We start from the raw sequence: 22,764 nt of genomic DNA, 5'->3' as shown, positions 1-22,764 counted from the left end.
GTTGCCGGCACCGCGCAGGCCTCGGGCCCGAAGGACAGCAGCTTCGCCGGCGACAAGTACGGCTATGTGTTCCGCAGCGCCACGCCCGACGCGTTCACCGACGGCGCGCGTAGCGGCAAGGCCGACCCGTTCACCGACGGCGCCCGCGTTGGCAAGGCTGACCCGTACACCGACGGCGCCCGCATCGTCGCCGGCCTGGACCGCACCGGTGTGTCGGCTTCCGCGGCCCGCAGCGTGGATGCCTATACCGATGGCGCCCGCAGCGGCAAGTTCGACCCGTTCACCGAAGGTGCCCGAGTCGGCAAGGCTGATCCGTACACCGACGGCGCCCGTATCGTCGCCGGCCTGGACCGCACCAGTGTGTCGGCTTCGCCGGCCCGCAGCGTGGATGCCTATACCGATGGCGCCCGTAGCGGCAAGTTCGACCCGTTCACCGAAGGCGCTCGTGTCGGCAAGGCCGACCCATACACCGACGGCGCCCGCATCGTCGCTGGCCTGGATCGCACCGGCGTGTCGGCTTCGCCGGCCCGCAGCGTGGATGCCTATACCGACGGCGCCCGTGCCGGCAAGTTCGATGTGTTCACCGATGGCGCCAATGTCTGAGCGCAGGCAAGCGCGGGAACGGGATCGCCAGGGCGAGGAGCCGGTTCGCACCGGTTCCACCGCCTGAACGGCGACCGGGGCAGGGAATGAAACAAGGTTAGACATTTGAATGGGAGTGCATCATGAACCTACGGGACAGCTTCCTGATCCTGGCTGGCTGGGTGGTCCTCTGCGTGGCCAGCGGCTCTCTGATCACGGTAGTGGCGCAAGTGCTGCCGGCTTGAGTGAGCGTTGAGCAACTTGTGCGAATGCACACGAATTTGGCTTGAGGATCTATCAATAGATAGATAAGATCTCGCTATGAAAACGCAATCCGTACGCGAACAACTGCTCGAACACACGCTGGTGCTGATCCGCCGGCGCGGTTTCAATGGTTTCAGTTACCGCGATCTGGCCGATCTGGTCGGGGTCAAGACTTCGAGCATCCACTATTACTTCCCCGCCAAGGACGACCTTGTGCTGGAGGCGGTAAAGGAATACAGCGCCCGCATCTCGGAGCGGCTGCGTAGTGTGGATTCGTCGCTTTCACCGCGCGAGCAGGCGGAGGGTTACCTCAATTTCCTGCGCACCGCGGCCTGCGGCGACCAGATCTGCCTGGCAGGCATGTTGTCCACCGAGACGCTATGCCTGCCGGAGTCGGTCCATACCGAGCTCAAGCAGTTCTATCGCATGAACGAAAACTGGCTGATGGGCCTGATCGAACGCGCCCAGAGCGAGTACGGCAAAGTCTACCCGGTGACGCCCCGTGCGCTGGCGCAGGTGATCTACGGTGCGCTGCAAAACGGCTTGATCGTTGCGCGCTTGTTCGGTGCGCCCGAACGGCTGGAGTCAGCGGCGGATCTGTTGATGGCCTCGGTGTCCGAGTAAGCACGCCGGCACATGAAAAAGCCGACCCTTCGAGGTCGGCTTTTTGTTTGGGCGATGCAACCGATGATCCGCCCGGAGATCCGCCGCCGCATCAGCCCGGCGCGTCCGCCACTACCTTCCAATGCTCGCCTGACTCCTGCGCGCGGCCGTCCCGCGCCAGCTTGAGCAGGTGCGCCAGCAGCGAGCGCTTTGCCACTGGCAGCATGCGTTCGGGCACATCGTCGTAGACCCGCAGGAGCAGGGTGTCGATATCGGTTTCCCCCAGGTCGCGCAGCGCGTTGAGCACTTTGGCTTCGCGCTGCATGCGGTGACGGATCAGGGTACGGATGGCATCGGCGGGCCTGGGCATCAGGAAGCCGTGGCCAGGGGCGAGCCATTCCAGGTCCTCATTCTGCAAGGCTGCCAGCGAGGCCAGGTAAGCGTGCATATCGCCGTCGGGCGGATTGATCACGACGGTGGAGCCCTGCATTACGTGATCGCCGGTGAACAAGGTCTTTTCTTCTTCGAGCAGGAAGCACAGGTGGTTGGACGCGTGCCCCGGCGTGTGGATCACCCGCAGCGTGCAGCCATTGCCCAGCGACAGGCGCTCACCGTGCTCCAGGATGCGCCCGGGCTGGAACGTCTGGTCCTGCCGCGACGTCGGCGGGGCGGGCCGGCCCAGCACCGGGGCGCCGGTGGCGGCCTTCAGCCGGGGCGTCGCCGGCGAGTGGTCGATGTGCGTGTGGGTGGCGAGGATCCAGCGGATTGGCCCGGGCGCGGCTGCCAGCACGGCGGCTACATGGGCTTCATCGTCGGGGCCCGGATCGATCACCGCCCACTCGTTGCGCGCGGGATCGCCCACAAAGTAGGTGTTGGTGCCGGGCCCGGTCATGACGCTGCCATTGTTGGCGGTGACGCGCCAGACGCGCTCGGACAGGCGCACAGCGACACCTGGCGCCAGTTCGTAGCGTGCATGTCCTTCGCCGTGCGGGTCGATGCGCTCGATCTCCGCATAGGCTGCCTCGCTCGGCAAGACGGGGCGCGGGCCGCCGCTGCCTTGGGCCAGGCGAGGCATGATGCGCGCGATGTCGCGCAACTGCGCGGCATGGTCAAAGCACGCTTGCGCGGTGTCGAAACGAGCAATGGACGCGAGCGTGCGCCGCGTGACGGGCACGGTCTTGATACCGCTTGCCGGGTCGATGGCATCGCCGGGGCGCACCCAGATATGCTCCATGGCCTCGTCGCCATCGTGCGCGGCGGTCTGCCCTGGGGGCGCCACGGCGACGAAGAAGCGCGTGTCGAAGCGCTTGGGCAGGCCGGGCGGCGTCAGCCAATGGCTGTGGTAGGCCAGGCGGTCCACCGCCAGGCGCACATTCAGGCGCTCGCACAGCTGCGCCATGCCCGGGCCGCCATGCCGGGCAGACTGCCGCAGCCAGTCATGCTGCGCCGCGTCGAGGGTATCCAGCGCGATCAGCTGGCCACCGGCATCGCTGGCAAATAGCAGGCCGGCTTCCTCGAAGCACTCGCGCACGGCCGCCAGGTAGAAATCGAGGCCTCCGTCCGGCAGCTTGAGGCGCTGGCTTGCCGCGGCGTCGTCCAGGCCGGCGCAGACATCATGCAAAGCCCTGTCCTGGGGATCGAGCGTGCCGCCGGGAAAGACAAAAGCGCCGCTGCTGCGGTCGTCGTTGCGCTCGGGGCGCCGCACCAGCAGCACTTCCATGCCGGCCGCGCCATCGCGCACGACCAGGATGCTTGCCGCGTGGCGCAGGGAGGTGGATCGGGATCGCAAAGGGGGGGTGCTTCCGCTCTGTTCTTGTTCGCTCATGTGGGGCGGGTTCCTGATTGACTGGCTGGGTTCAGGCGATAGTGTAGCGGCATCGCCCGGCTATGCCACCGAGGGAAAGCGAGACAGGAAAAGGGCGCTACCGATACGCGGGTAGATACGGAGGTGCCGCGGCAGCCTTGGAACGGCGCCGGCCATTAAGATGCTGGCATCACCCCGCCCGCTGATCTGCCGCTGTGTCCGCCGAGGGGGTGAGAAGCAGCGCGCACTGTTTGCGGTGCTGCAAGCCGTTTCGGCCCGCCTGAGATGCAATACATGCCCGACGTGCGATAGGCGCCGGGTGGGGCGAAACCAGACAGATACTGGGGGAGACGCCGATATGAACCGAAAGGGTCTGCTTGATGCAGCCGCGGTACTGGAAGACCTGGCCGCCGGCCTGCAGCCGGACCGGAACCGCCTGGTGGCGGGCGCGCAGGCGCTCGAGACCATGCACGCCGATCACCCGTCGTGGCGCGACATGACCGACGCTTCGTTCGGGCTGCAGGCACTGGCCGCGGGCGGCGCGCTGGACCTGGACCAGAAGGGGCGTGCGCGTGCCGCGCGGCTGGCGGAAGTCATCAGAAGCCTGGTTGATTCCTTGTAGTCCGCTGGCCCGCCGCCGCTGCCGGCTAGGCCAGCGAAAGGACCACCAGCACGGCGCCGGTCATGGCAACCAGGTCCTCGATCAACGCTGCCGGCCGGTCCCGGCCAAACGCTGCCGCAAGGCGCGCGCGAATGGCCGCGCCGCCGAGCGTGCCGATCACGGCGCCAATGGCGCCAAGGATGGCACCGCCCGCCAGCATGCCGCCGCCCGCCCCGATCGCCGCGCCGGCGAGGGCGCCCGTGAGAATGCGTGCGCCGAACTGCTGCGGCACCTTGCGGCTCGGCGTGGCGGGCAGCTTGTCGGTGACAAGCTCGGCCAGCGCCAGCACGCTGAGGATCCAGGGCGTGAACCGGTAACCCATGAAGGCCAGCCAGTTGCCTGACAGATCCAGCAAGCCAAGGCCGGCCGCCCAACTGACGGCAGCGGGCGCCGTCATGGCGCGCAGGCCGGCCACGATGCCGATGAACAGCGAGAGCAGGTAGAGCGTCATGGAGTCTGTCCTCGATCAAGGTTGACGAATGGCGCAAGCCACGCCCGGTGCGCTGGCGCGAACCGGGGACAACGCAGATCCGGACTGCAATCATTCGTCACCCGACCCACGTCCCATGCACAAGGACCGGGGGACGGGATCGCCTCGAACGGGCCGCGCGACGAGCTTATGCTGGCGCCTTGCGCCGGCCTGTGCGCTAGCCCACATGCGGCGGAAGTGCGTCCCGTGGAAGAAGGGACGCCCCGTCTTCACAACATTGTCTCGACCTGCGCGAGCAGCTTGCCCAGGGCGCGCTCCATCACGGCGCGTTCCTGGGCGGTGAGGGCGGACATCAACGTTTCGTGCCGGCCGGAAGCCACCCGCATGATCTTCTCGTACAGCGGCTTGCCGGTCGCGGACAAGGAGATCAGCACCGCGCGGCCGTCGGTCGGAGACGGTTCGCGCTTTACCAGTCCCTGCCTGATAAGGTGATCGGCCGCGCGGCTGGCCTGGCTCTTGTCCAGGTTGGCGAAGCGCGCGAGATCGATCACCAGGAAGGGGCCGAATTCGCCGATGGCGGCGAGCGTCCGCGCCTCGCTCAGCGACAGGCCCAGTTCGTCTGTGTATGCCCGCGCGATACCGCGGTCGAACTGCTTGACGATGCGGTGCAGCCGATAGGTGGCGAAGTCGGAAAGCGACGGCTTGGGGCTGGTCATGGTTAGCAGGGCCGGGTAGGGCAAGGCGGGCAGTATGCCTGCATCGTCGTCATTCGGGGAGAGCGCCGCTGTGCCCGCCGAAGCTATCCGAGACCTCCCGCAGCAGTTGCGAGGCATCCGCGAAGCCAGCATGGCGGCTGAGCGCCAACAGTGCGACCCGGGCCAGGTAGAGGGAAGCATCGCGCTCGCCGAGTGCTGTCATGCGGTAGCACATCGCCGTGTAGATTTCATCGAGTTCGGTCGGGGTCATGGTGGTTTGCATACGGTCCTCCGTCTTTCCGCTTCAATCGTCTTGAATCGTGTTCAATCTTCTTCAGTCGATTCGCATGGCCAGGGCGATGGCATCCCGCACATCGCTGGCGCGGGCATGCTTCCAGCGCCCACTCACATAGCCATCGGGGCGGACCAGGTACAGCGTGCCGTCGGTGGCGTCCAGCGCGCGCCGCACGGCATCGTCCGGATCGGCCAGCCTGCCGGCCGCCGGTGCCGCGCCGGCAATCAGGCGGCAGTCCAGTTCCAGGCCATCCGCGCATAGCTCGCGCAACCCTGGCACGACGGCGTCCGGATCCTGGCCGGCGCCGGCAAAGCAGAAGGCGGTGAAGCCCGTGCCGAGGCAGTGGAGCAGCGAAGCCGGCATGCCCTGCGCGTCGAGCACCGGCATGTCCGGCAGCGCGGCGCCCGGCGCTGGCCCGGTGGCGAAGGCCGGGTCATCCGCCGCGGCGATGGGCGAGTCGGCAAAGGTGGCGGGGCTCGTCTGGCGCGGGTTGATCAGCGAGCGCAGTTCCGCATGCCTGGCGGACAGCCCCAGTACCGCTTCGCGCATCAGGGTGAAAGCGGGCGAGGGCGGGGCCATGAACTCTGTGCTTTTGGCGCCAAAACGCATGTTCTCGCGCGCGGCGGCCACGCGCTCGCTGGAATAGGACGGCAGCAGGCCGTGCGAGGCCTTGCCGCGCACGGCTAGCGCAAGCTTCCAGGCCAGGTTGAAGGCGTCGTCGAAGCCGCTGTTCAGGCCGCGCACGCCGAAGATGGGCACCAGGTGCGCGGCATCGCCGGCAAAGAGCGTGCGGCCGTGCACGTAGTCGTCCAGCGTCAGGCACTTCGCGTTGTAGATCGATATCCACAGCGGCTCCCACGGCGCGGTGACGCCCATCATCGCCAGGTGGCTGGCCACGCGCGGCAGCACGTTTTCCGGCTTGACCGCCTGCTCCGCATCCTCGTGTTCGCCGACCTGGTAATCGATGCGCCAGACCTTGTCCGGCTGCTGGTGCAGCAGGATGGTGGAGCCGGGGTTGGACGGCGGATCGAACCACGCCAGCCGCTCGACCTCGCGCGGCGCGTCGATGGCGATATCCACGATCACGTAGCGCCCCTCATACTGCATGCCGCGCAGCGACAGCCCCAGCGCATCGCGCACGGCGCTGCGGCCACCATCGGCGGCCACCAGCCAGTCCGCGCGCACGGTGTAGGCGGTGTCGCCCGCTGCCACCGCCAGCGTCACGCCGCCGGCGTCCTGCGCGACGCCGGTGACGCGGTTCTGCCAGCGCACTTCGATCAGTCCGGGGTAGCGCGCGATGGCGTTCAGCAGGTATTGCTCGATGTAGTACTGCTGGATATTCACCATCGGCGGGAAAGCCTGCCCGGCCTCGTGCGGCATGGTGAAGTGCAGCACTTCCTCGTTGCGGTAGTAGCTGCGGCCGCCGGCCCACGCGAGCCCTTTGCCGAGGACCGGCGCGACAACGCCGAGCGCATCGAGGATTTCGAGCGAGCGCCGGGAAATGCAGATGGCCCGGCTGCCTTCGCAGGTGCCGTCGTCGGCCTCCAGCACCACGCTGGGGATGCCGTGGCGGGCCAGAGCCAGCGCAACCGCCAGCCCGACCGGGCCGCCGCCGGCAATGACGACCTGCCGCGGCGCATCCGTGCCATCGGGGTTCAGCACCGGCATGGATGCGGCGTGGACTTCGCGCTGGTACATGTCTTGTCTCCTGGTTGTGTGCGCAACCAGTTCAAGATATACCAAAATGGTTGCGGGCACAACCAGATTGCCAAGGCCTGCGCGGAAGGCGCCGCTTAGAATTCGACCATCGCAAAGTCCTCCTTGCCCACGTCGCACAGCGGGCAGCGCCAGCCGGCGGGGATGTCCTCCCAGCGGGTGCCGGGCGCGATGCCTTCTTCAGGCAGGCCGGCGGCCTCGTCATAGACCCAGCCGCAGATGATGCATACCCATTGCTTGAATTCGCCGGCGACGGCAGTGGCCGAGGCAGCCTCAATGGGCCTTGCTGTGTCATCTGGCCCGGTTTTATCCGCCTGCGCCGGCTCGTCCAGGCTGAAGACAAGCGGCGCCGACGTGCCTTGCCCGCCGGCGGCCACGCGGGCCTGCAGCAGCGCAAGGAGCTGTTGCGTCTCTTCCGCCGTCAGGTCGATCCAATACGGATCGCCCGCGCCGTCATTCAGGCGGTCAGGGGAAAACTGGATCTCTACTGCGGTGCCTTTTTTGTACATGCCAATGAAATTGGGGTTGCGCCGGGGGCGTAGTGTCGCTCAGGATGCTGGTCAGCCAGGAAACAGCACGCCGGCGAGCCATTGCCGGAAATCGGCAACGACATCCGCATTCAGTTCGTGGCCGATCGGGTAGCGCCGGGTCTGGTGCGCAACGCCCAGCGCATCCAGCCACTGGTCAGCGCGTTCCGCCCAGCCAACCGGCAGTTTGTTGTCGAACTCGCCGTGGGCGATGAAGGCCGATAGCCCGGCAAGCGCCTCGCGCGGTGCGAGATGCGGCTCGATTTCCGGCAGGATGCGGCCGCTGAGCACGGCAAAGCCGGCGACGTCGGTCGGCGCGCTCAGGCCGACACTGGCGCTGAGGATGCCCCCCTGGCTGAAGCCGGCGATCACCGTGCGCGCGGGCAGGGCGCCATCCTGCGCGCGCAGCGCGCGCACCAGCGCAATCAGTTGCTGGCGGCTGCGCTCCGCCTGGGCGGCGTTGATGGCGGGCGCGCCGCCATGGAAGCTGACCTCGAAGAAACCATACTGGTCCGGCGCAAAGGTCAGCGGGCCTTGCACCAGTACCACCTGGACACGCGGATCGATACGCGTGGCCACCGCCGCGAGGCTGGTCTCGTTGCTGCCCACGCCGTGCAGAAGGAGCAGCCGCGCTGCCGGCGTCGTGTCCGGCACCGCGTTGCGCAGGCGATAGCGCAGGCCCGTTGCGGCGTCCTGGGTCAGTGGGCTGATGTCGTTGCTGGTGGTGTTCATGTCATCTCGGGTCTGGTAACGCTTGCCTTGAAGGAGCGTGGCACCGGTCAGGCCGCCACGGGTTGGTCGTGCCGGTATTGGCCGATCACATAAGATTCCATCGACAGGATGCCGTACGTAATGCCGCCGTCGATCACCTGCAGCGGTTCGCCCGCCGCCGCCGCGCCGATGGCCACCAGCAGCGGCAGGAAATGCTCGTCGGTCGGATGGGCGCGCTCGGCGTGCGGCGCCAGCCGCCGGTAGTCGATCAGCGGTTGGACATCGCCATCGCGCATGGCGTTGCGCGTGGCCTCGCGCACCCATTGGGTGAATTGCGCCACATAGGGCGCATCGCCGCCGCCGTGGCCGCGGAACTCGTAGAGGTTGTGCGTCATGCTGCCGGAGCCGACGATCAGCACGCCCTGGCCGCGCAGCGGCGCCAGGGCGCGGCCAAAGGCCAGCGCGCCCGCCGGGTCCAGCGGCTGCGGCAGCGATACCTGGAACACCGGCACCTGCGCCTCGGGATACAGGTGCCGCAGCGGCACCCACGCGCCGTGATCGAGCCCGCGCTGCGGGTCCGGACTGGCAGGGTAGCCGGCCTGCGCAAGCAGTTCCGCCGCGCGCGCGGCCAGCGCGGGGTGTCCGGCCACGGGATAGCGCAACGCGTACAAATCGCGCGGAAAGCCGCCGAAATCGTGAATGGTCTCGGGCAGCGGGCTTGCGGTCACGCGCACGCCGCCCCGCGTCATCCAGTGCGGCGAGACCACCAGCACCGCCTCGGCGGCCGGCAGCGCGCGGCCCAGCGCGGCAAGTTGCGGGCCGGCAAGGCCCGGCTCGATGGCGAAGGTGGGCGCGCCATGGGAGACGAACAGTACGGGAAGAGGAGTAGCGGCTGACATGGCGGAAGTCCCATCTCGAAAACTTCCAGTCTATTGATTCGACTGGCGATGATAAATAGCCTTCATCGTGATATATAGTCCCGGTAATCGAGACAATCAGGCGCAAGCCGACACGTAGCGCATGGACCGGGCCCTGGAAATGAGTGTGTTTGCCGCCGTAGTCGAGGCCGGCAGCTTTATCGGCGCGGTGGAAGGCCTGCGCATGTCCAAGGCCGCAGTCTCGCGCCATGTGGACGCGCTGGAGCAGCGCCTGGGCGTGCGCCTGCTACAGCGCACCACCCGCCGGCTGTCCCTGACCGAGGAGGGGCGGATCTTCTATCAGCGCGCCAAGGAGGTGCTGGCCGCACTCGACGATGCCGAGTCCGAGATCACCTCGCGCACGCAGGAGCCCAGCGGCCTGATCCGCATCAATGTGCCGCTGACGTTCGGCATCATGCATCTCGCGCCGCTCTGGAGCGCATTCATGCAGGTGTATCCCCAGGTCGACCTGGACATCACCCTCAACGACCGCGTGGTGGATCTCGTCGATGAAGGCTACGACCTCGCGGTGCGTATCGGCGACATGCCAAGCTCCGCGCTGATCAGCCGCAAGCTGGCCAGCACGCGCATGATGCTTTGCGCATCGCCCGCCTATCTGGCGCGGCACGGCGCGCCAGCGCATCCGCAGGAACTGGCGAAGCATCGCGTGCTCGCCTACACCAACTGGTCCGGCCGCGACGAATGGCATTTCGATGGCCCGGACGGCAAGGTAAGCGTGGGCACGCGCGCCCGTGTGTACACCAACAACGGCGACACCTGCCGCGCCATTGCGCTGGCCCATGGCGGCATCATGCTGCAACCGAGCTTCATGCTGCAGGAAGACCTGCGCAGCGGGGCACTGGTCGAACTGATGCCCGAATACCGGGCGAGCGAACTCGGCGTGTACGCGGTCTACCCGACGCGCAAACAGCTCCCGCTCAAGGTGCGCCGGCTGGTGGATTACCTGGTGGAGGCGTTTCGGGATGTGTCGTGGGGAGACGGGGGAGAGGGGGGAGTAGGGCGAGGCGGCCTGTCACGCCCCCTCGCTAGCGGCCCGATTCGCTGAAGCGGCGGGACGCCGCGTCCGCGCGAAACACCAGCGGCGCCTCGTGCGCCGTGGCCTGCAACTGGCCGTGGGCGGCAAGGCGTCCGTGCAGGACGACTTCGCGCACGGTGGCGTGGTCCGGAGATTTGTCGCAAACGGGATCGGTGCGGTTGGCATCGCCCGTCAGCAGGTAGGCCTGGCAGCGGCAGCCGCCGAGGTCGTTCTCTTTCTCGCCGCAGGACCGGCACGGCTCCGGCATCCACGCGGTGCCGCGATAGCGTTGGAAAGCATCGCTGTGGTACCAGATGTCGTGCAGCGATTGCGTGCTCACGTTCGGCAGGATGAGGCCGGGCAGCATGCGCGCGGCATGGCAGGGCAGCGCGGCGCCGTCAGGCGATATGCCGAGAAACACAGAGCCCCAGCCGTTCATGCATTTCTTGGGCCGCGTCTCGAAATAGTCCGGCACCACGAACAGGATGCGGCAACGCTTGCCGATCCTGGCGCGGTAGGACGCCACTACCGCTTCGGCTTCGCGCAATTGCGCTTCGGTCGGCATCAGCGCCAGCCGGTTCTCCCAGGCCCAGCCGTAGTACTGGGTATTGGCCAGTTCCAGGTATTCGGCGCCCATATCCAGCGCCATGTCGATGATGGTGCCGACGTGGGCCAGGTTATGCCGGTGCAGTACGCAGTTGAGCACCATCGGGTAGCCATGCGCCTTGATCCGTTTTGCCACCCGCTGTTTCAGGTCGAAGGTGCGGGTGCCCGACAGGAAGTCGTTCATCTCGCGCGTGGCGTCCTGGAACGAAAGCTGGACATGATCGAGCCCGGCCGCGCGCAGCGCGCCCAGGCGCGCGTCCGTCAGGCCCACGCCGGAGGTGATCAGGTTGGTGTAGAAGCCCAGTTGCCGGGCATGGCCGACCAGTTCTTCCAGGTCGTCGCGCACCAGCGGCTCGCCGCCCGAGAAACCAAGCTGGGCGGCGCCGAGCGCGCGTGCTTCCTCCAGGACCCGCCGCCATTGCGCGGTGTCGAGTTCCGGGCCGTAGCGTACGTAGTCGACCGGGTTGGAGCAGTAGGCGCAGTGCAGCGGACAGCGGTAGGTCAGCTCCGCCAGCAGCCACAGCGGCGGACCCGGTTCAGACGAGCCAGCCGCGTTCGCAGGCATGTTCGACAAAGGTGCGCACCTCGGGGGCAATGCCCTGCACGCCGAAGGACGTCTGCAGTTCGTCGATCAGCATGTCGAGCGTATGGGCGCCGTCGCAGCGCTGCAGGATGGCGGCGGCGCTGTCGTTCAGCTTGACCATGCCTTCAGGATAGAGCAGCACCCATGCCTTTTGGGCCTCTTCCCATTGCAGGCGATAGAGCGTGTCGAGCCGTGGCATGGCGGGAGCGGTCTCGGGGGTGACGGGCGTGGCGGGGGCGTTCATACGGGATAGGCCTTTTCGATGGCATCCAGCATCGACCACAGGATGTCGAGCTTGAACTGCAGGATTTCCGTGGCGCGCTGCTGTTCGGCCGGTGTGCGGAAATAGTCCAGTGTGACCCGCAGGCCGTGATCGACATCGCGCTGCGCCAGCGGAATGCGCGTACGGAAATAGCTTAGCCCCTCGGCCTCGATCCAGGGGTAGTGCTGCGGCCAGCCGGCCAGCCGTTCCTTGTGGATGGCGGGCGCGAACATCTCGGTGAGCGAGGAGCACACGGCCTCCTGCCAGGGAGCGCGCCGGGCGAAGTTGACGTATGCATCCACCGCGAAGCGCACGCCGGGCAGCACCAGCCGTTGAGACCAGAGTGCCTCGCGCGTCAGCCCCACAGCCTCGCCGAGCCGGCTCCAGGCTTCGATGCCGCCGGGCTCGGTGGCGGTGCCGTCGTGGTCGAGGATGCGTATCACCCACTCTCGCCGCGTTTCGCGGTCGGGGCAGTTGGAGAGGATGGCGGCATCCTTGAGCGGGATATTGACCTGGTAGTAGAAGCGGTTGGCCACCCAGCCCTGGATCTGCTCGCGCGAGCATTGCCCGCTGGCCATGCGCCGGTTGAAGGGGTGATGGATGTGGTAGCGCGATTCGAGTCCGCGCAGCCGCGCTTCGAAGGCCGCGCGTTCCTCGGGGGAAACCGGTTGGGGGCGTGCTGCGGGCGTCACAGGGCGATCTCCATGCCGTCGTAGGCCACCTCGATCCCGTGCGCCGCCAGTTCGCGGCGCTCCGGGGAGTCGTCCACCAGGATCGGGTTGGTGTTGTTGATATGAATCAGGATCTTGCGCGCTGCCGGCGCTTCGTCCAGTGCCGCGATCATGCCGTGCGGGCCGGACTGCGCCAGGTGGCCCATGTCGCTGGCGAGCCTGGACGACAGGCCGAGCCGGCGCATTTCATCGTCGGTCCAGAAGGTGCCGTCGACCAGGATCACGTCGGCCCGGGCCAGTTCCGCGCGCACATGCGGTTCGACGCTGCCCAGTCCGGGGGCGTAGAACACGCGCTTGCCACCGGCGCTGACGATGCGCAGGCCGATATTGTCGCCACGCTGCGGCGCGGCGCGGTTGGGGGAGTAGGGCGGCGGCTTGCTGTCCAGCGCGATCGCATGCAAGGTCAGCCCTGCTAGCGGCGGCACGGTGAAGGCACTCGCGTCCAGCGGCAGCGGATGGGTTTCCAGGGTGCAGTAGTGGGACAGGATGCGGGACAGCGGGAAACCTTCGGACAGGTCCCGCAGCACAGGGGGCGTGGCGTAGACGGGCAGGGCGCTGCGGTGCTCGCGCAGCATCAGCAGGCCGGTGACGTGGTCGATCTGCGCGTCCATGAGCAATACGGCGGCGATGCCGGTGTCGCGCACCGCGCGGGCTGGCTGCAGGGCCGGGGTGGCGCGGATCTGGGCCAGGACGTCCGGCGAGGCGTTGACGAGGAGCCAGTGGATGCCATCTTCGGTCAGCGCAATGGAGGATTGCGTGCGGGCCGTGGCGGCGATGGTGCCGCGGCGCAGGCCGTCGCAGTTGCAACAGTTGCAGTTCCATTGTGGAAAGCCGCCGCCAGCGGCGGAACCTAGTACCCGAAGTGTCGTCATGGCCTGGTGCCTGTCCAGCCGGAGCCAAGGAAAAAGCCCGCTGGACAGCGGGCTTTCGCGGATTCCGCCGTCCGCCGGTCAGCGGTTGGCGATGTACATGGTGATTTCGAATCCGTACCGCATATCGATGTATGCGGGAGTGGTCCAGGTCATTGGCGGCTCCTTTCAGATCGGGGGTAGGCAAGTACAGCATAGTTCATGCAGAGGTAACGGCGGGACATCGGGCCGGATTTCGGTTAAGTGCGGCATCGCACTTTTGTGGCTGCTGCATCATGCAACCATGGCTTGCCCCGCCGGTCGGGCGGGACAGACGGCCTCGGCATCCAAGTTACGTAGATCGCTCGCGCAATATTTTTAATTCACTTTTACCCACCGGCCAGCGAAAGTGTACGGTGTGCAAATGGCACCCCTCAGGACACTTCAGACACTTCGGGCATTTCATCAGTCGCTTTTCTGGAGCGGAGTAAGTCATGGATCACTCATCTCGTCCCGTCGCCGCGGTTGTGCTGGCCGCCGCCATGCTGGCCGGCCTGTCTGGGTGCGGCAGTGCGCCGAAGGGTGAGCCAGCCGCGGGCATGGTGCCGGACCAGGACGTCAACGATGCCTACGTCTACCTGCTGGGCCGCCTGCTTGTCCTGCGCCAGGAGCAACTTGACTTCCAGAAAGACGGTTTCCAGTGGAACCAGATCCTGCACCGCGATGTGGGCGGCGTTTCCTGGGCCAATCCGAACCTGGATGTTGCCTACAGCGAGGCCTGGATCGCGGTGGACGAGAAGACTTGCGCGGTCGTCAACGTACCGCGCATCAAGGGGCGCTACTACACGGTCCAGTTCCTGAACGGGTGGGGGGAGACAGTCGCCAACATCAACGAACGCAACTATCCCGGCCATCCCGGCGGCAATTTTGCGATGTGCCTGAAAGGCGCCACCGCGCCACTGCCACCGGATGCGAAGCGCATCGACCTGCCGGGCAAGGCAACGCGCGTGCTGGCGAGAGTGGAGTTGGGCGCGGACAAGAAGCAAGCCATCGCCCTGCAGCGACAGATCACGATCCGGATGACCGGCACGCCGCAGATCGCCCCGATTCCCGCCACCCCGGTTTTCAGCAATGACACGCTGCCCGGTGTGGAAGCCTTCGACTCGGCCGCCATCGCGCTGGACAGCGAGCCGGACATCAATCCGGGCATGGGCGATGTCCGGGCCAAGGTACGCGCAGTGAGCGCCGCGGTGGCGGGCAACCCCGCCGAACGCGCGCGGGTGGACAAGGTCATCCGCGAGCAAACACTGCCGGGATTCCTCAAGTCGTTTTCCACTGCCGGCACCATCAAGAACGGCTGGAACCGGCCCAGCACGATTGGCAAGTACGGAGACGATTACCGGACCCGCACCCGTATCGATATGGCTGGCATCTGGGCCAACAGCACCGATGAGGTGGTGTACTTCAAGACAGATACCGACGGGACAGGCGCCCGGCTGGACGGCGGCAACGCGTACACCATCACCTTTGCCAAGGCCGACCTGCCCGCTGGCCACGTGAAGTACTTCTGGTCGGTGATCGCGGTGGATTCCAGGGACTTTCGCGTGATCCCGAATCCCAAGAACCGGTTCCTGATCAACAAGCAGTCCAGGCTGAGCTACGGGAAGGACGGTTCGCTGACGCTGTACTTCGCGCCGTCCAGGCCGGACGGCGCACCGGACGGCAACTGGCTGCCGACTCCCAGGGGACAGGGTTACAACCTGACGTTCCGCCTTTACGGGCCGGACCAGGCTATCCTGTCCGGCGAGTGGTTCCCGGCCCCGCTGGTCAGACGAAACTGAGCCGCCGCGAGGGGGAGGAGGCGCCTGATTCGCAGGAGCCCGGCCTTGCACCAGCCGCTTACGCGCACGAGGACGTCCATGATGCCGGCGCCGCCAGCGGTCGCTCGGCAACGGCTTTGCCCCCCGCGTTCAGCCGGGGCGGATGATCGACGAAGCCGCCATGGCGAAGGTACTGCACAAATTGCTGCCGGCGCTACTCAAGGTGTTTCGTGGTGGCAAGCCTTCAGGCGCGAGTGAAGCTGGCGATCAGGCCACTCTGCATGGCTCAGCCAACGCTCAGTCAACGGTTCATCTCTGCCTGCGTGATGATTCGATCGCGAATACAACCAGCATGCCACCCAGGATTGAGACGTTCTTCAGGATGTGGTTGAGCTGGTTTGCAACGTCTGAGGGATCGGCGCGCCAGAACCAATGGAAGATCAGGGTCGTGGGGACCAGGAACAGCGCAAGAACCAGTGCGCCCCATCGCGCGTTCCAGCCCGTGGCAAGGGTAAGGCCGGCGCCGACTTCGATCGCGATGGTTAGTATCAGCAGCAGGCCCGGCAGCGGCAGTTCGGCGCTGGCAATCCACGCGGAGTAGCCCGCGAAGCTGCCGATCTTCAATAACCCCGAAATCAGAAAGAGAGAGCCAAGAAGGGCGCGGCCGACAGCGTACAGTCGCGAAACGGTCGTGGGCGTGAGGGAAATTGTGGACGTGGCCATGATGATTCTCGGATATCGACAGAGGAAGAAACTTGAAATTCATCGAACGACTTCACTCGGCCAGCCTCGGCGGCAGGCGCTGATCGACATCAGCGGTACAGGCCCGTGGCGGGGTCCAGCGGCGAGTACTCCCGCGGGGCAAGGCGCAAGCGGTCGAGCGCCTCGTCCGGCTGCAACCTGGTGCGGCCATTGCGCGCCGCCGGGCAGGCCAGCATGAGCTCAATGGCGCGGGCCGGCGGCTCGGCGCCGAGCAGGCATTGCGCGTCCAGGCGAAAAGTGGTCTGGTGCCATCGGAAGTTCGCTGGCCGGCAGGAATTGGCCTGGACGGCGGAGGCCGGTGTCGTCTGTGCCGCCGTTGCCGCACGCGTTGCCGCGCTTGCCGGTGCTGCTGCGCCACCCGGCCGCGGCGGCAGCGTGAGATCCCACAGCCAGTACCGTTCGATCAACGCCAGCGCGGCCGACGGCGGGCGCGCGGCGCACGAAAGGGTCCGCATCGCCTCGCTGGCGGCGTGGCGCACGCAGACCCCGGCGGCCTGGTAGCCATGCCAGTCACGTAGCGCGCCGGTCACGATAGCCTCGGGATGCGCCGGATCGCAGCGGTCACCGGATGCTGCACCGAGGCGGCGATAGGCGACGTCCGCATGCGCGTACTGGCCTCCGACCGAGGGCAGGTTGGTATCGAGGTTGTAGTTGGCGAGCAGTCCCTTGCCCGCGTGGCGCAAGGCCACCGTGACCTTGTCGATCGAAGCCTCGTAAATCGTTTCCAGACCGGCGCGGTTGGCCAACTGGATGCCCTCGGCGGCCAGTTGGTCGGAGGCGGGGTCTTTCTGCGCGCCGGTGGGCTTGACGGTCTGCGCCATCTTCCTGCACGCGTCGAGCATCGCGCGCAGGTCGGCGGTCCGCGCGGGACCTTCGCCGTACGTCGCGTGGGCGGTCTGGCAGACGCTGTCGCTGACGTGGTACAGGAAGATCAGGATGGTGGCGTAGCCTGGCACCAGCGTCGCGCCCGCCTTGCCATAGGTCATCTCCGCGGCCACGGCCAGCACGTATCTCGCTCGCTCGACGAGGCGGCTCTCGCTGCCGCCAACAATAAAACCGGTAGCCACGCGGATGGTGCCGTAGCGAAGGTCGTAAACGGAAAAAGCCCCGAGTTCGAGCCGCTTGTGCATGGCAATGTCCATCTCGTAGGCGACGCGCGTCAATGCCTTGTCGTGGTTCTTGGCCGATAGCGTAGCCACGGCGACGTTGGTGCCCTCGTGATGTCCCACACGATCCGCCCAGTAGTGGGATCGCACCCCCGCGAGGAAGGCGATCATGGCCGGATCGCCACCGTACTTTTCACAAGTCGTCTTGACGAGGTTGTCGATGTAGTTGCCGGTGCCGACGTAGTGCATCAGGTCGCTGAACTGTTCGGTGCCCTGGGTGATGTAGCCGATATCGCCGATGACAGCGCCCAGGCCCGCGGCGAGCGCGATTTCCTGCCGGGTCAGGTCCAGCGCGCCAGGCTTGAAGGTATGCTGACCGGATTGGCCGTCGCACAGGCCGGCGCTGAGCGACGGCCATGCCGCTTCCATGACTCGCCAGTGCCCCGTCCAGCCGTAGCCCCAGACCGGCTGGCACGTCGCAAAGCACAGCCAGACGATGGTCACGAGGCGACAGGCGTTGAGACGTGACGGGTGCATGACGGGCTCCTTGCGACACGCCGGCCGTGATCGGCCGCGATGCGGGCAGCATGGAAGGGCAACACCCGGCACTTATTTATAGGCGGCGGCAGACCTGCGCGCAATGCGCAAAAAAATGCCCATTTGCTGAAGCGCCCGGATCACGAGGCGGTGGTGGGCGTCGCGACCGATTGGCTCATTGCCGCACTGGCGCGGACGCTACACGCGCCACAGTCAGGCAACAACCAGCGGCCCGGCCTGCTCGGCAACGGGCCAGCCCCGTTCCTCCGCGATGGCCCGCAGGCGCGGGTCCGGCGCCACCACGACCGGATGGCTGACATGTTCCAGCAGCGGCAGGTCATTGAGCGAATCCGAATAGAACAGCGTGCGCTCGAATTCCTCCCAGCGCCGCCCGATCGCGGCGAGCCAGTCGGCCACCCGCCCCACCTTGCCGGCGCCGAAGCTCGGCACGCCGATCATCTCGCCGCTGAACCGGGCCAGCGGGCCGTCGCCGATGGTGGCCGCCTGCGAGGCCACCAGGTGCTCCACGCCGAAGCTGTCGGCAAAGCCGCGCGCGACGAAGTCGTTGGTGGCGGTCACGATGCAGCACAGGTCGCCCGCGGCGCGATGCTGGTCCACCAGTTCGCGTGCCGGCGCCGGGATGCGGTCGGCAATGCTGGCGATAAAGGCGCTGCGCCACGCTTCCAGATCGCCGCGGTCGTAGCGGGCCAGGAAGGACATGCAGAAGCGCTGGAAGGCGTGGATATCCAGTTTGCCGTCGACGTAGTCCTGGGCGAAGCGCTGGTTCTGCGGGGCGAATTCGGTTTCGTCCAGCACACCGAGTTGCATCAGGTAGCGCAGCCAGGTGGAGCCGCTGTCGAAGGGAATCAGGGTGTGGTCAAGGTCAAACAGTACGAGTTGCATGTGCGGTACGGGTAACGATGAAGTCGGGAATGGCAAAATCACGCACATGATACGGTGTCGGCGCGGGCGCGCGTGGAAGCTGCCGCAAGTGCGCTGCACCAAATCGTCCTGAATCCGGGGCTGTCAACTGACTCATCCTGACAATGCCGCCCGGCCTCCAACGACCAGTAAAATAGCCGCCCCAGGTTCGGCAGGTTCTCAAAGGCAGCAGGTGGCGCAACGACAACAGGGTTTTCTTCTGACTCGACACTGGCGCGATACGCCCGCCGGCACGGAGGTCGAGTTCTGGCTGGCAACCGATAGCGGCCCGCGGCATATCCGCCTGGCCCCGCAGCCTTCGGTGGCGTTCATCCCCGCCGAACACCGCCAGATGGCCGAAATCGTCTTGCATGGCGAGCGCCAGGCCGAACTGCGCGAACTGCCGCTGCGCGATTTCCACCGCCGCCCGGTACTGGGGCTGTATTGCCAGCAGCATCGCCAGCTGATCAAGCTGGAAAGGCAGCTGAAGGAGGCCGGCGTCAGCGTCTACGAGGCCGACATCCGTCCCCCGGAACGCTACCTGATGGAGCGGTTCATCACCGCGCCGGTATGGTTTGCCGGCGAATCCGGTGAGTCCGGAGAAAATGGCCCGTTGCTCAACAGCCAGATGAGGCCGGCGCCGGAATATCGGCCACGGCTGAAGCTGGTGTCGCTGGATATCGAAACCACCGCCCACGGCGATCTGTATTCCATCGCGCTCGAAGGCTGCGGCCAGCGCCAGGTGTATATGCTCGGGCCGCCGAACGGCGACGACAGCGGGCTCGACTTCGGCCTGGAGTACTGCGCCACCCACGCGCTGATGCTGGAAAAGCTGAACCAATGGCTGGCGGTGCACGATCCCGATGCCATCATCGGCTGGAACGTGGTGCAGTTCGATTTGCGCGTCCTGCAAAAGCACGCGGACCGCTATCAGGTTCCGCTGGCGTTCGGCCGCGGCGGCAGCCTGCTCGAATGGCGCGAGCACGGGTTCAAGGAGAACCATTTCTTTGCCTCCGCCGCCGGCCGCCTGATTATCGACGGCATCGAGGCACTGCGGTCCGCCACCTGGAATTTCCCGTCCTTCAGCCTGGAGAACGTCGCCCAGACCTTGCTGGGCGAGGGGAAATCCATCGACAACCCGTATCAGCGGATGGCGGAAATCGACCGCCGCTTCGCCGAGGACAAGCCGGCACTGGCGCGCTACAACCTGAAGGACTGCGAGCTGGTGACGCGAATCTTCGCCAAGACCGAGTTGCTGACCTTCCTGCTGGAACGCGCCGCCGTCACGGGGCTGCCCGCGGATCGCAGCGGCGGCTCCGTCGCGGCCTTTACGCACCTGTATATGCCGCTGATGCACCGCCAGGGCTATGTGGCGCCGAACCTGGGCGAGGTGCCGGAGGGAGGGAGCCCCGGCGGCTTCGTCATGGATTCGCAACCCGGCCTGTACGACTCGGTGCTGGTGCTGGACTACAAGAGCCTGTACCCCTCGATCATCCGCACCTTCCTGATCGATCCGCTCGGGCTGGTGGAAGGGCTGGACGACCCATCGGACGCGAATTCGGTGCCGGGCTTCCGCGGCGCGCGCTTCTCGCGCACAAAGCACTGCCTGCCCGCCATCGTCAGCCAGATCTGGCAAGGCCGGGAGGCCGCGAAGCGCGAGCAGAACAAGCCGCTGTCGCAGGCGCTGAAGATCATCATGAATGCGTTCTACGGCGTGCTGGGATCGAGCGTCTGCCGCTTTTTCGACCCCCGCCTGGCGTCCTCCATCACCATGCGCGGGCACGAGATCATGCACCGGACGCGCGAACTGATCGAGGCCCAGGGCTACCAGGTCATCTACGGCGACACCGATTCCACTTTTGTCTGGCTGAAACAGCCGCACTCGGAAGAACAGGCCGCAAAGATCGGCCGCATGCTCGTCCAGCATGTGAACCAGTGGTGGCAGCAGCATCTGCGACAGCAGTTCGGACTGCAAAGCGCGCTGGAACTGGAGTTCGAGACCCATTACCGCCGCTTCCTGATGCCGACCGTGCGCGGCGCCGAGCAGGGCAGCAAGAAGCGCTACGCGGGGCTGGTCGCCAAGGCGGACGGTAGCGAGGAAATGGTCTACAAGGGCCTGGAGACGGTACGCACCGACTGGACGCCGCTGGCGCAGCAATTCCAGCAAGAGCTGTATCAGCGCATTTTCAAGAAGCAGCCGTACCGGGAGTACGTGCAGGACTACGTTGCCCGCACCTTGAACGGCGAGTTCGAAGCGTTGCTGGTGTACCGCAAGCGGCTGCGCCGGACCCTGGAAGACTACCAGCGCAACGTGCCGCCGCACGTCCGCGCGGCGCGCGTCGCCGATGCATTCAATCGCAAGGAAGGGCGGCCATTGCAGTACCAGAACGGCGGCTGGATCAGCTATGTGATGACCGTCGCGGGCCCGGAGCCGCTTGAGACGCGGCGCTCCGCGATCGATTATGAGCATTACCTGAGCCGGCAGCTGCAGCCGGTGGCCGATGCCATATTGCCTTTCCTGGGCGACGCGTTCGAGACCCTGGTGACGCGGCAAAGGGCGTTGTTCTGACGGTCAGCAACTGCCCAGACGGCTGGCCTCGATGCGCGGCAGCACCCGCGCCAGGGTGATCCCGCGCACTGCCATGAACAACAACAGCGCCGCCCACAATCCGTCATTCCCGAACGGCCCCGCCAGCGTCACCGCGGCCAGCATGAACGCCCCGAACGAGAGCGCCATCGAGTGCATCAGGTCGCGGGTGCAGGTCGCGCCAATAAAGACGCCATCCAGCAGGAAACCCCAGACCGAAACCAGCGGCAACGCGACCGCCCACGGCAGGAAGCGCACAGCGGCGTCGCGCACCGCCGGCTGGTCGGTCAGGCACGCGATGATCCATTCGCCGGCGCAGGCATAAACGAGCGAAAAACCCATCGCGCCGACCACCGCCCAGATCATCGTGACCCGGACCGCGCGCCGGAATGCGTGGCGGTCCCGCGTGCCGATGGCCGCTCCGACCAGCGCTTCTGCCGCATGCGCAAAGCCATCCAGCGCGTACGCCATGAAGGTCTGGAAGTTGAGCAGCAGCGCATTGGCCGCGAGGATGACGTCGCCTTGCCTGGCGCCGGCATGCGCGAACCAGCCAAAGCTGGCGATCAGGCACAGGGTCCGGATAAAGATGTCGCGATTGAGGTAGACCAGTTGCCGCAGCTCGTGCGCGTGGGCGATGGCCGCCCAGCGCAGCGGCGGCAGGCCGCGGGGACGCAGCCGCCACAGCAACGCGGCGCCCAGCACGAAGCCGCACGCGTCGGCGGTTGCGGTGGCGGCGCCGATTCCAGCGATGCCCCAGTCGAACACATAGACGAAGAGCAGCACCGCGGCGATGTTCACCGCATTGATGAACAGCTGGGTCAGCAAGGCGAGCCGCACGTGCTGGCAGCCAAGCAGGTAGCCCAGCACGACATAGTTGCACAATGCAAAAGGCGCGGCCCATATCCGCGCGTGGCTGTAGGCGCGCGCGTGGTGCTGGAGGGTATCGCTGCCGCCGATCAGTCCTAGCGCGGTCGTGATCAGCGGCATCCGCACCGCCAGGACGCCGGCGCCGATGACAGCCGCCAGCAGCAGCGCGCGTACCACCGTCGCGCGCAGCGCCGCGCCGTCCCGGGCGCCGAACGCCTGCGCGACGAGGCCCGTGGTGCCCATGCGCAGGAAGCCGAAACCCCAGAACACAAAGCTGAAGAACAACCCGCCCGCGGCGACTCCGCCCAGGTAGGCCGGGTCCGGCAGGTGGCCGGCAACGGCGCTGTCGACCGCGCCGAGGATGGGCTGCGTCAGGTTGGCGAGGATGATGGGGAATGCCAGTGACAGGACGCGGCGGTGCCAGCCGGAAACGGGGAGGGGCGGGGCCACGCCCGACGGGCTGTTGGCGGGACAGGAAGAGGGGCTATCGGCGTCTGGCACGGTGCGGGGCGGAAGCTGGATGCTTGGGGCGACCGCCATTATGGTCTATCCACTGCTATCCACTGTGCCGGCCGGGAACGTGGCTATTGCGGTCCGGGCGTTTCGCGACGTGGTGTCGTTTCGCCGCAGCCGCGTGGGGAGGGGCGACCCCGCCGATGCGGCGGGCCGCTTGCCCTGTTACTGATAGCTCATCGTGAAAGTCGCGCGACCATTTGCAGTTCCGGCTTTCACCGCGGGTGCGGTCCAATCCACCCAAGTTAAGCATCAACAATTAGGCATCAACAGGCCTTATAAGCAGCATGTCGATGAGGTTTGTGGCGAGGCGGACGAGGCTTGGCGCGATCCGGCCGCACGCGATGGATACGTGTTGCGATCACGGCCAAGGTCTCATT

General features: G+C 66.5%; 24 protein-coding genes. 7 read left to right on the top strand and 17 right to left on the bottom strand.

The genetic code is table 11. From position 1 onward, the window contains the following. Both AC1DS6_RS39940 and AC1DS6_RS39935 read left to right on the top strand, forming a co-directional pair. The coding region (locus tag AC1DS6_RS39940; protein WP_477104568.1) for a copper resistance protein CopQ at window positions 1-603 on the top strand (603 nt) is incomplete at its 5' end. 300 nt (window positions 604-903) lie between these two features. Continuing rightward, a complete protein-coding gene (locus tag AC1DS6_RS39935; RefSeq protein ID WP_035872693.1) occupies window positions 904-1,470 on the top strand; it encodes a TetR/AcrR family transcriptional regulator in 567 nt (188 codons plus the stop codon). A gap of 91 nt (window positions 1,471-1,561) precedes the next feature. On the opposite strand, the gene AC1DS6_RS39930 is transcribed toward AC1DS6_RS39935, so the two are convergent. Then, on the bottom strand, window positions 1,562-3,274 hold the full coding sequence (locus AC1DS6_RS39930) for an MBL fold metallo-hydrolase (protein ID WP_441634049.1): 1,713 nt from the start codon (window positions 3,272-3,274) through the stop codon (window positions 1,562-1,564). Window positions 3,275-3,611: 337 nt separating this feature from the next. Between AC1DS6_RS39930 and AC1DS6_RS39925 the strand changes: the two genes are divergently transcribed. Then, a complete protein-coding gene (locus tag AC1DS6_RS39925; RefSeq protein ID WP_035872706.1) occupies window positions 3,612-3,875 on the top strand; it encodes a hypothetical protein in 264 nt (87 codons plus the stop codon). Window positions 3,876-3,900: 25 nt separating this feature from the next. On the opposite strand, the gene AC1DS6_RS39920 is transcribed toward AC1DS6_RS39925, so the two are convergent. The 7 genes from AC1DS6_RS39920 to AC1DS6_RS39890 all read right to left on the bottom strand — a co-directional run bounded on the left by AC1DS6_RS39920 (window position 3,901) and on the right by AC1DS6_RS39890 (window position 9,187). Further along, window positions 3,901-4,365, bottom strand: coding sequence for a DUF4126 domain-containing protein (locus AC1DS6_RS39920; protein WP_477104567.1), 465 nt, complete (start codon window positions 4,363-4,365; stop codon window positions 3,901-3,903). A 248-nt stretch (window positions 4,366-4,613) separates the two neighbouring features. Beyond that, window positions 4,614-5,060, bottom strand: a complete 447-nt coding sequence (locus AC1DS6_RS39915) for a MarR family winged helix-turn-helix transcriptional regulator (RefSeq protein WP_441633551.1) — start codon at window positions 5,058-5,060, stop codon at window positions 4,614-4,616. A gap of 49 nt (window positions 5,061-5,109) precedes the next feature. Next, window positions 5,110-5,322 carry a hypothetical protein gene (locus tag AC1DS6_RS39910; protein ID WP_082095261.1) on the bottom strand — a complete coding sequence of 71 codons (213 nt, stop codon included), beginning with the start codon at window positions 5,320-5,322 and terminating at the stop codon, window positions 5,110-5,112. Window positions 5,323-5,373: 51 nt separating this feature from the next. Next, on the bottom strand, window positions 5,374-7,032 hold the full coding sequence (locus AC1DS6_RS39905) for an FAD-dependent oxidoreductase (protein WP_441633549.1): 1,659 nt from the start codon (window positions 7,030-7,032) through the stop codon (window positions 5,374-5,376). 95 nt (window positions 7,033-7,127) lie between these two features. Next, entirely contained in the window at window positions 7,128-7,559 is a 432-nt protein-coding gene (locus AC1DS6_RS39900) for a rubredoxin (protein ID WP_477104566.1), read from the bottom strand. A gap of 51 nt (window positions 7,560-7,610) precedes the next feature. After that, window positions 7,611-8,309, bottom strand: coding sequence for an alpha/beta hydrolase (locus tag AC1DS6_RS39895; RefSeq protein ID WP_441633545.1), 699 nt, complete (start codon window positions 8,307-8,309; stop codon window positions 7,611-7,613). Between the two features lie 47 nt (window positions 8,310-8,356). After that, on the bottom strand, window positions 8,357-9,187 hold the full coding sequence (locus AC1DS6_RS39890) for a dioxygenase family protein (RefSeq protein ID WP_441633543.1): 831 nt from the start codon (window positions 9,185-9,187) through the stop codon (window positions 8,357-8,359). 121 nt (window positions 9,188-9,308) lie between these two features. On the opposite strand from AC1DS6_RS39890, the gene AC1DS6_RS39885 reads away from it, so the two are divergent. Next, entirely contained in the window at window positions 9,309-10,271 is a 963-nt protein-coding gene (locus AC1DS6_RS39885) for a LysR family transcriptional regulator (RefSeq protein ID WP_441633542.1), read from the top strand. Here AC1DS6_RS39885 and pqqE read toward each other — a convergent pair. The 5 genes from pqqE to pqqA all read right to left on the bottom strand — a co-directional run bounded on the left by pqqE (window position 10,252) and on the right by pqqA (window position 13,448). After that, the gene (gene pqqE / locus AC1DS6_RS39880; protein ID WP_441633556.1) at window positions 10,252-11,412 is read right to left on the bottom strand and encodes a pyrroloquinoline quinone biosynthesis protein PqqE; all 1,161 of its coding nucleotides are present in this window, start codon (window positions 11,410-11,412) and stop codon (window positions 10,252-10,254) included. The genes AC1DS6_RS39885 and pqqE overlap by 20 nt on opposite strands. Further along, window positions 11,384-11,629 carry a pyrroloquinoline quinone biosynthesis peptide chaperone PqqD gene (pqqD, locus tag AC1DS6_RS39875; RefSeq protein WP_035872850.1) on the bottom strand — a complete coding sequence of 82 codons (246 nt, stop codon included), beginning with the start codon at window positions 11,627-11,629 and terminating at the stop codon, window positions 11,384-11,386. The genes pqqE and pqqD overlap by 29 nt, the downstream gene beginning before the upstream one ends. A gap of 41 nt (window positions 11,630-11,670) precedes the next feature. Next, entirely contained in the window at window positions 11,671-12,384 is a 714-nt protein-coding gene (gene pqqC, locus AC1DS6_RS39870; protein WP_441633540.1) for a pyrroloquinoline-quinone synthase PqqC, read from the bottom strand. After that, a complete protein-coding gene (pqqB, locus tag AC1DS6_RS39865; protein WP_441633538.1) occupies window positions 12,381-13,295 on the bottom strand; it encodes a pyrroloquinoline quinone biosynthesis protein PqqB in 915 nt (304 codons plus the stop codon). The genes pqqC and pqqB overlap by 4 nt, the downstream gene beginning before the upstream one ends. 78 nt (window positions 13,296-13,373) lie before the next feature. Next, a complete protein-coding gene (gene pqqA, locus AC1DS6_RS39860; protein ID WP_081862393.1) occupies window positions 13,374-13,448 on the bottom strand; it encodes a pyrroloquinoline quinone precursor peptide PqqA in 75 nt (24 codons plus the stop codon). Window positions 13,449-13,765: 317 nt separating this feature from the next. On the opposite strand from pqqA, the gene AC1DS6_RS39855 reads away from it, so the two are divergent. Further along, window positions 13,766-15,112, top strand: coding sequence for a DUF1214 domain-containing protein (locus AC1DS6_RS39855; RefSeq protein ID WP_477104565.1), 1,347 nt, complete (start codon window positions 13,766-13,768; stop codon window positions 15,110-15,112). A 288-nt stretch (window positions 15,113-15,400) separates the two neighbouring features. Here the strand turns inward: AC1DS6_RS39855 and AC1DS6_RS39850 are convergent, their stop codons facing one another. The 3 genes from AC1DS6_RS39850 to AC1DS6_RS39840 all read right to left on the bottom strand — a co-directional run bounded on the left by AC1DS6_RS39850 (window position 15,401) and on the right by AC1DS6_RS39840 (window position 18,399). Further along, entirely contained in the window at window positions 15,401-15,814 is a 414-nt protein-coding gene (locus AC1DS6_RS39850) for a DoxX family protein (protein WP_051649119.1), read from the bottom strand. 89 nt (window positions 15,815-15,903) lie between these two features. Continuing rightward, a complete protein-coding gene (locus tag AC1DS6_RS39845; protein WP_441633534.1) occupies window positions 15,904-17,496 on the bottom strand; it encodes a zinc dependent phospholipase C family protein in 1,593 nt (530 codons plus the stop codon). A 213-nt stretch (window positions 17,497-17,709) separates the two neighbouring features. After that, window positions 17,710-18,399 (bottom strand): HAD family hydrolase, encoded by a 690-nt coding sequence (locus tag AC1DS6_RS39840; protein WP_441633532.1) that lies wholly within the window; start codon window positions 18,397-18,399, stop codon window positions 17,710-17,712. A gap of 211 nt (window positions 18,400-18,610) precedes the next feature. Here AC1DS6_RS39840 and AC1DS6_RS39835 point away from each other — a divergent pair, with 211 nt between their 5' ends. Continuing rightward, the gene (locus AC1DS6_RS39835) at window positions 18,611-20,986 is read left to right on the top strand and encodes a DNA polymerase II (RefSeq protein ID WP_477104564.1); all 2,376 of its coding nucleotides are present in this window, start codon (window positions 18,611-18,613) and stop codon (window positions 20,984-20,986) included. 3 nt (window positions 20,987-20,989) lie between these two features. On the opposite strand, the gene AC1DS6_RS39830 is transcribed toward AC1DS6_RS39835, so the two are convergent. Beyond that, entirely contained in the window at window positions 20,990-22,411 is a 1,422-nt protein-coding gene (locus AC1DS6_RS39830) for an MATE family efflux transporter (RefSeq protein WP_441633528.1), read from the bottom strand. Window positions 22,412-22,565: 154 nt separating this feature from the next. On the opposite strand from AC1DS6_RS39830, the gene AC1DS6_RS39825 reads away from it, so the two are divergent. Continuing rightward, a partial coding sequence (locus AC1DS6_RS39825; RefSeq protein ID WP_477104563.1) for a hypothetical protein occupies window positions 22,566-22,764 on the top strand: 199 nt, incomplete at its 3' end.

It is taken from the genome of Cupriavidus sp. 05L310, from assembly GCF_056398185.1.
This window is presented reverse-complemented; position numbering and strand designations above follow the sequence as displayed.

Coding starts and splice junctions, on each gene's coding strand:
- AC1DS6_RS39935 (WP_035872693.1), top strand. CDS start 904: ATGAAAACGCAATCCGTACGCGAACAACTGCTCGAACACACGCTGGTG.
- AC1DS6_RS39930 (WP_441634049.1), bottom strand. CDS start 3,274: ATGAGCGAACAAGAACAGAGCGGAAGCACCCCCCCTTTGCGATCCCGA.
- AC1DS6_RS39925 (WP_035872706.1), top strand. CDS start 3,612: ATGAACCGAAAGGGTCTGCTTGATGCAGCCGCGGTACTGGAAGACCTG.
- AC1DS6_RS39920 (WP_477104567.1), bottom strand. CDS start 4,365: ATGACGCTCTACCTGCTCTCGCTGTTCATCGGCATCGTGGCCGGCCTG.
- AC1DS6_RS39915 (WP_441633551.1), bottom strand. CDS start 5,060: ATGACCAGCCCCAAGCCGTCGCTTTCCGACTTCGCCACCTATCGGCTG.
- AC1DS6_RS39910 (WP_082095261.1), bottom strand. CDS start 5,322: ATGCAAACCACCATGACCCCGACCGAACTCGATGAAATCTACACGGCG.
- AC1DS6_RS39905 (WP_441633549.1), bottom strand. CDS start 7,032: ATGTACCAGCGCGAAGTCCACGCCGCATCCATGCCGGTGCTGAACCCC.
- AC1DS6_RS39900 (WP_477104566.1), bottom strand. CDS start 7,559: ATGTACAAAAAAGGCACCGCAGTAGAGATCCAGTTTTCCCCTGACCGC.
- AC1DS6_RS39895 (WP_441633545.1), bottom strand. CDS start 8,309: ATGAACACCACCAGCAACGACATCAGCCCACTGACCCAGGACGCCGCA.
- AC1DS6_RS39890 (WP_441633543.1), bottom strand. CDS start 9,187: ATGTCAGCCGCTACTCCTCTTCCCGTACTGTTCGTCTCCCATGGCGCG.
- AC1DS6_RS39885 (WP_441633542.1), top strand. CDS start 9,309: ATGGACCGGGCCCTGGAAATGAGTGTGTTTGCCGCCGTAGTCGAGGCC.
- pqqE (WP_441633556.1), bottom strand. CDS start 11,412: ATGCCTGCGAACGCGGCTGGCTCGTCTGAACCGGGTCCGCCGCTGTGG.
- pqqD (WP_035872850.1), bottom strand. CDS start 11,629: ATGCCACGGCTCGACACGCTCTATCGCCTGCAATGGGAAGAGGCCCAA.
- pqqB (WP_441633538.1), bottom strand. CDS start 13,295: ATGACGACACTTCGGGTACTAGGTTCCGCCGCTGGCGGCGGCTTTCCA.
- AC1DS6_RS39855 (WP_477104565.1), top strand. CDS start 13,766: ATGGATCACTCATCTCGTCCCGTCGCCGCGGTTGTGCTGGCCGCCGCC.
- AC1DS6_RS39850 (WP_051649119.1), bottom strand. CDS start 15,814: ATGGCCACGTCCACAATTTCCCTCACGCCCACGACCGTTTCGCGACTG.
- AC1DS6_RS39845 (WP_441633534.1), bottom strand. CDS start 17,496: ATGCACCCGTCACGTCTCAACGCCTGTCGCCTCGTGACCATCGTCTGG.
- AC1DS6_RS39840 (WP_441633532.1), bottom strand. CDS start 18,399: ATGCAACTCGTACTGTTTGACCTTGACCACACCCTGATTCCCTTCGAC.
- AC1DS6_RS39830 (WP_441633528.1), bottom strand. CDS start 22,411: ATGGCGGTCGCCCCAAGCATCCAGCTTCCGCCCCGCACCGTGCCAGAC.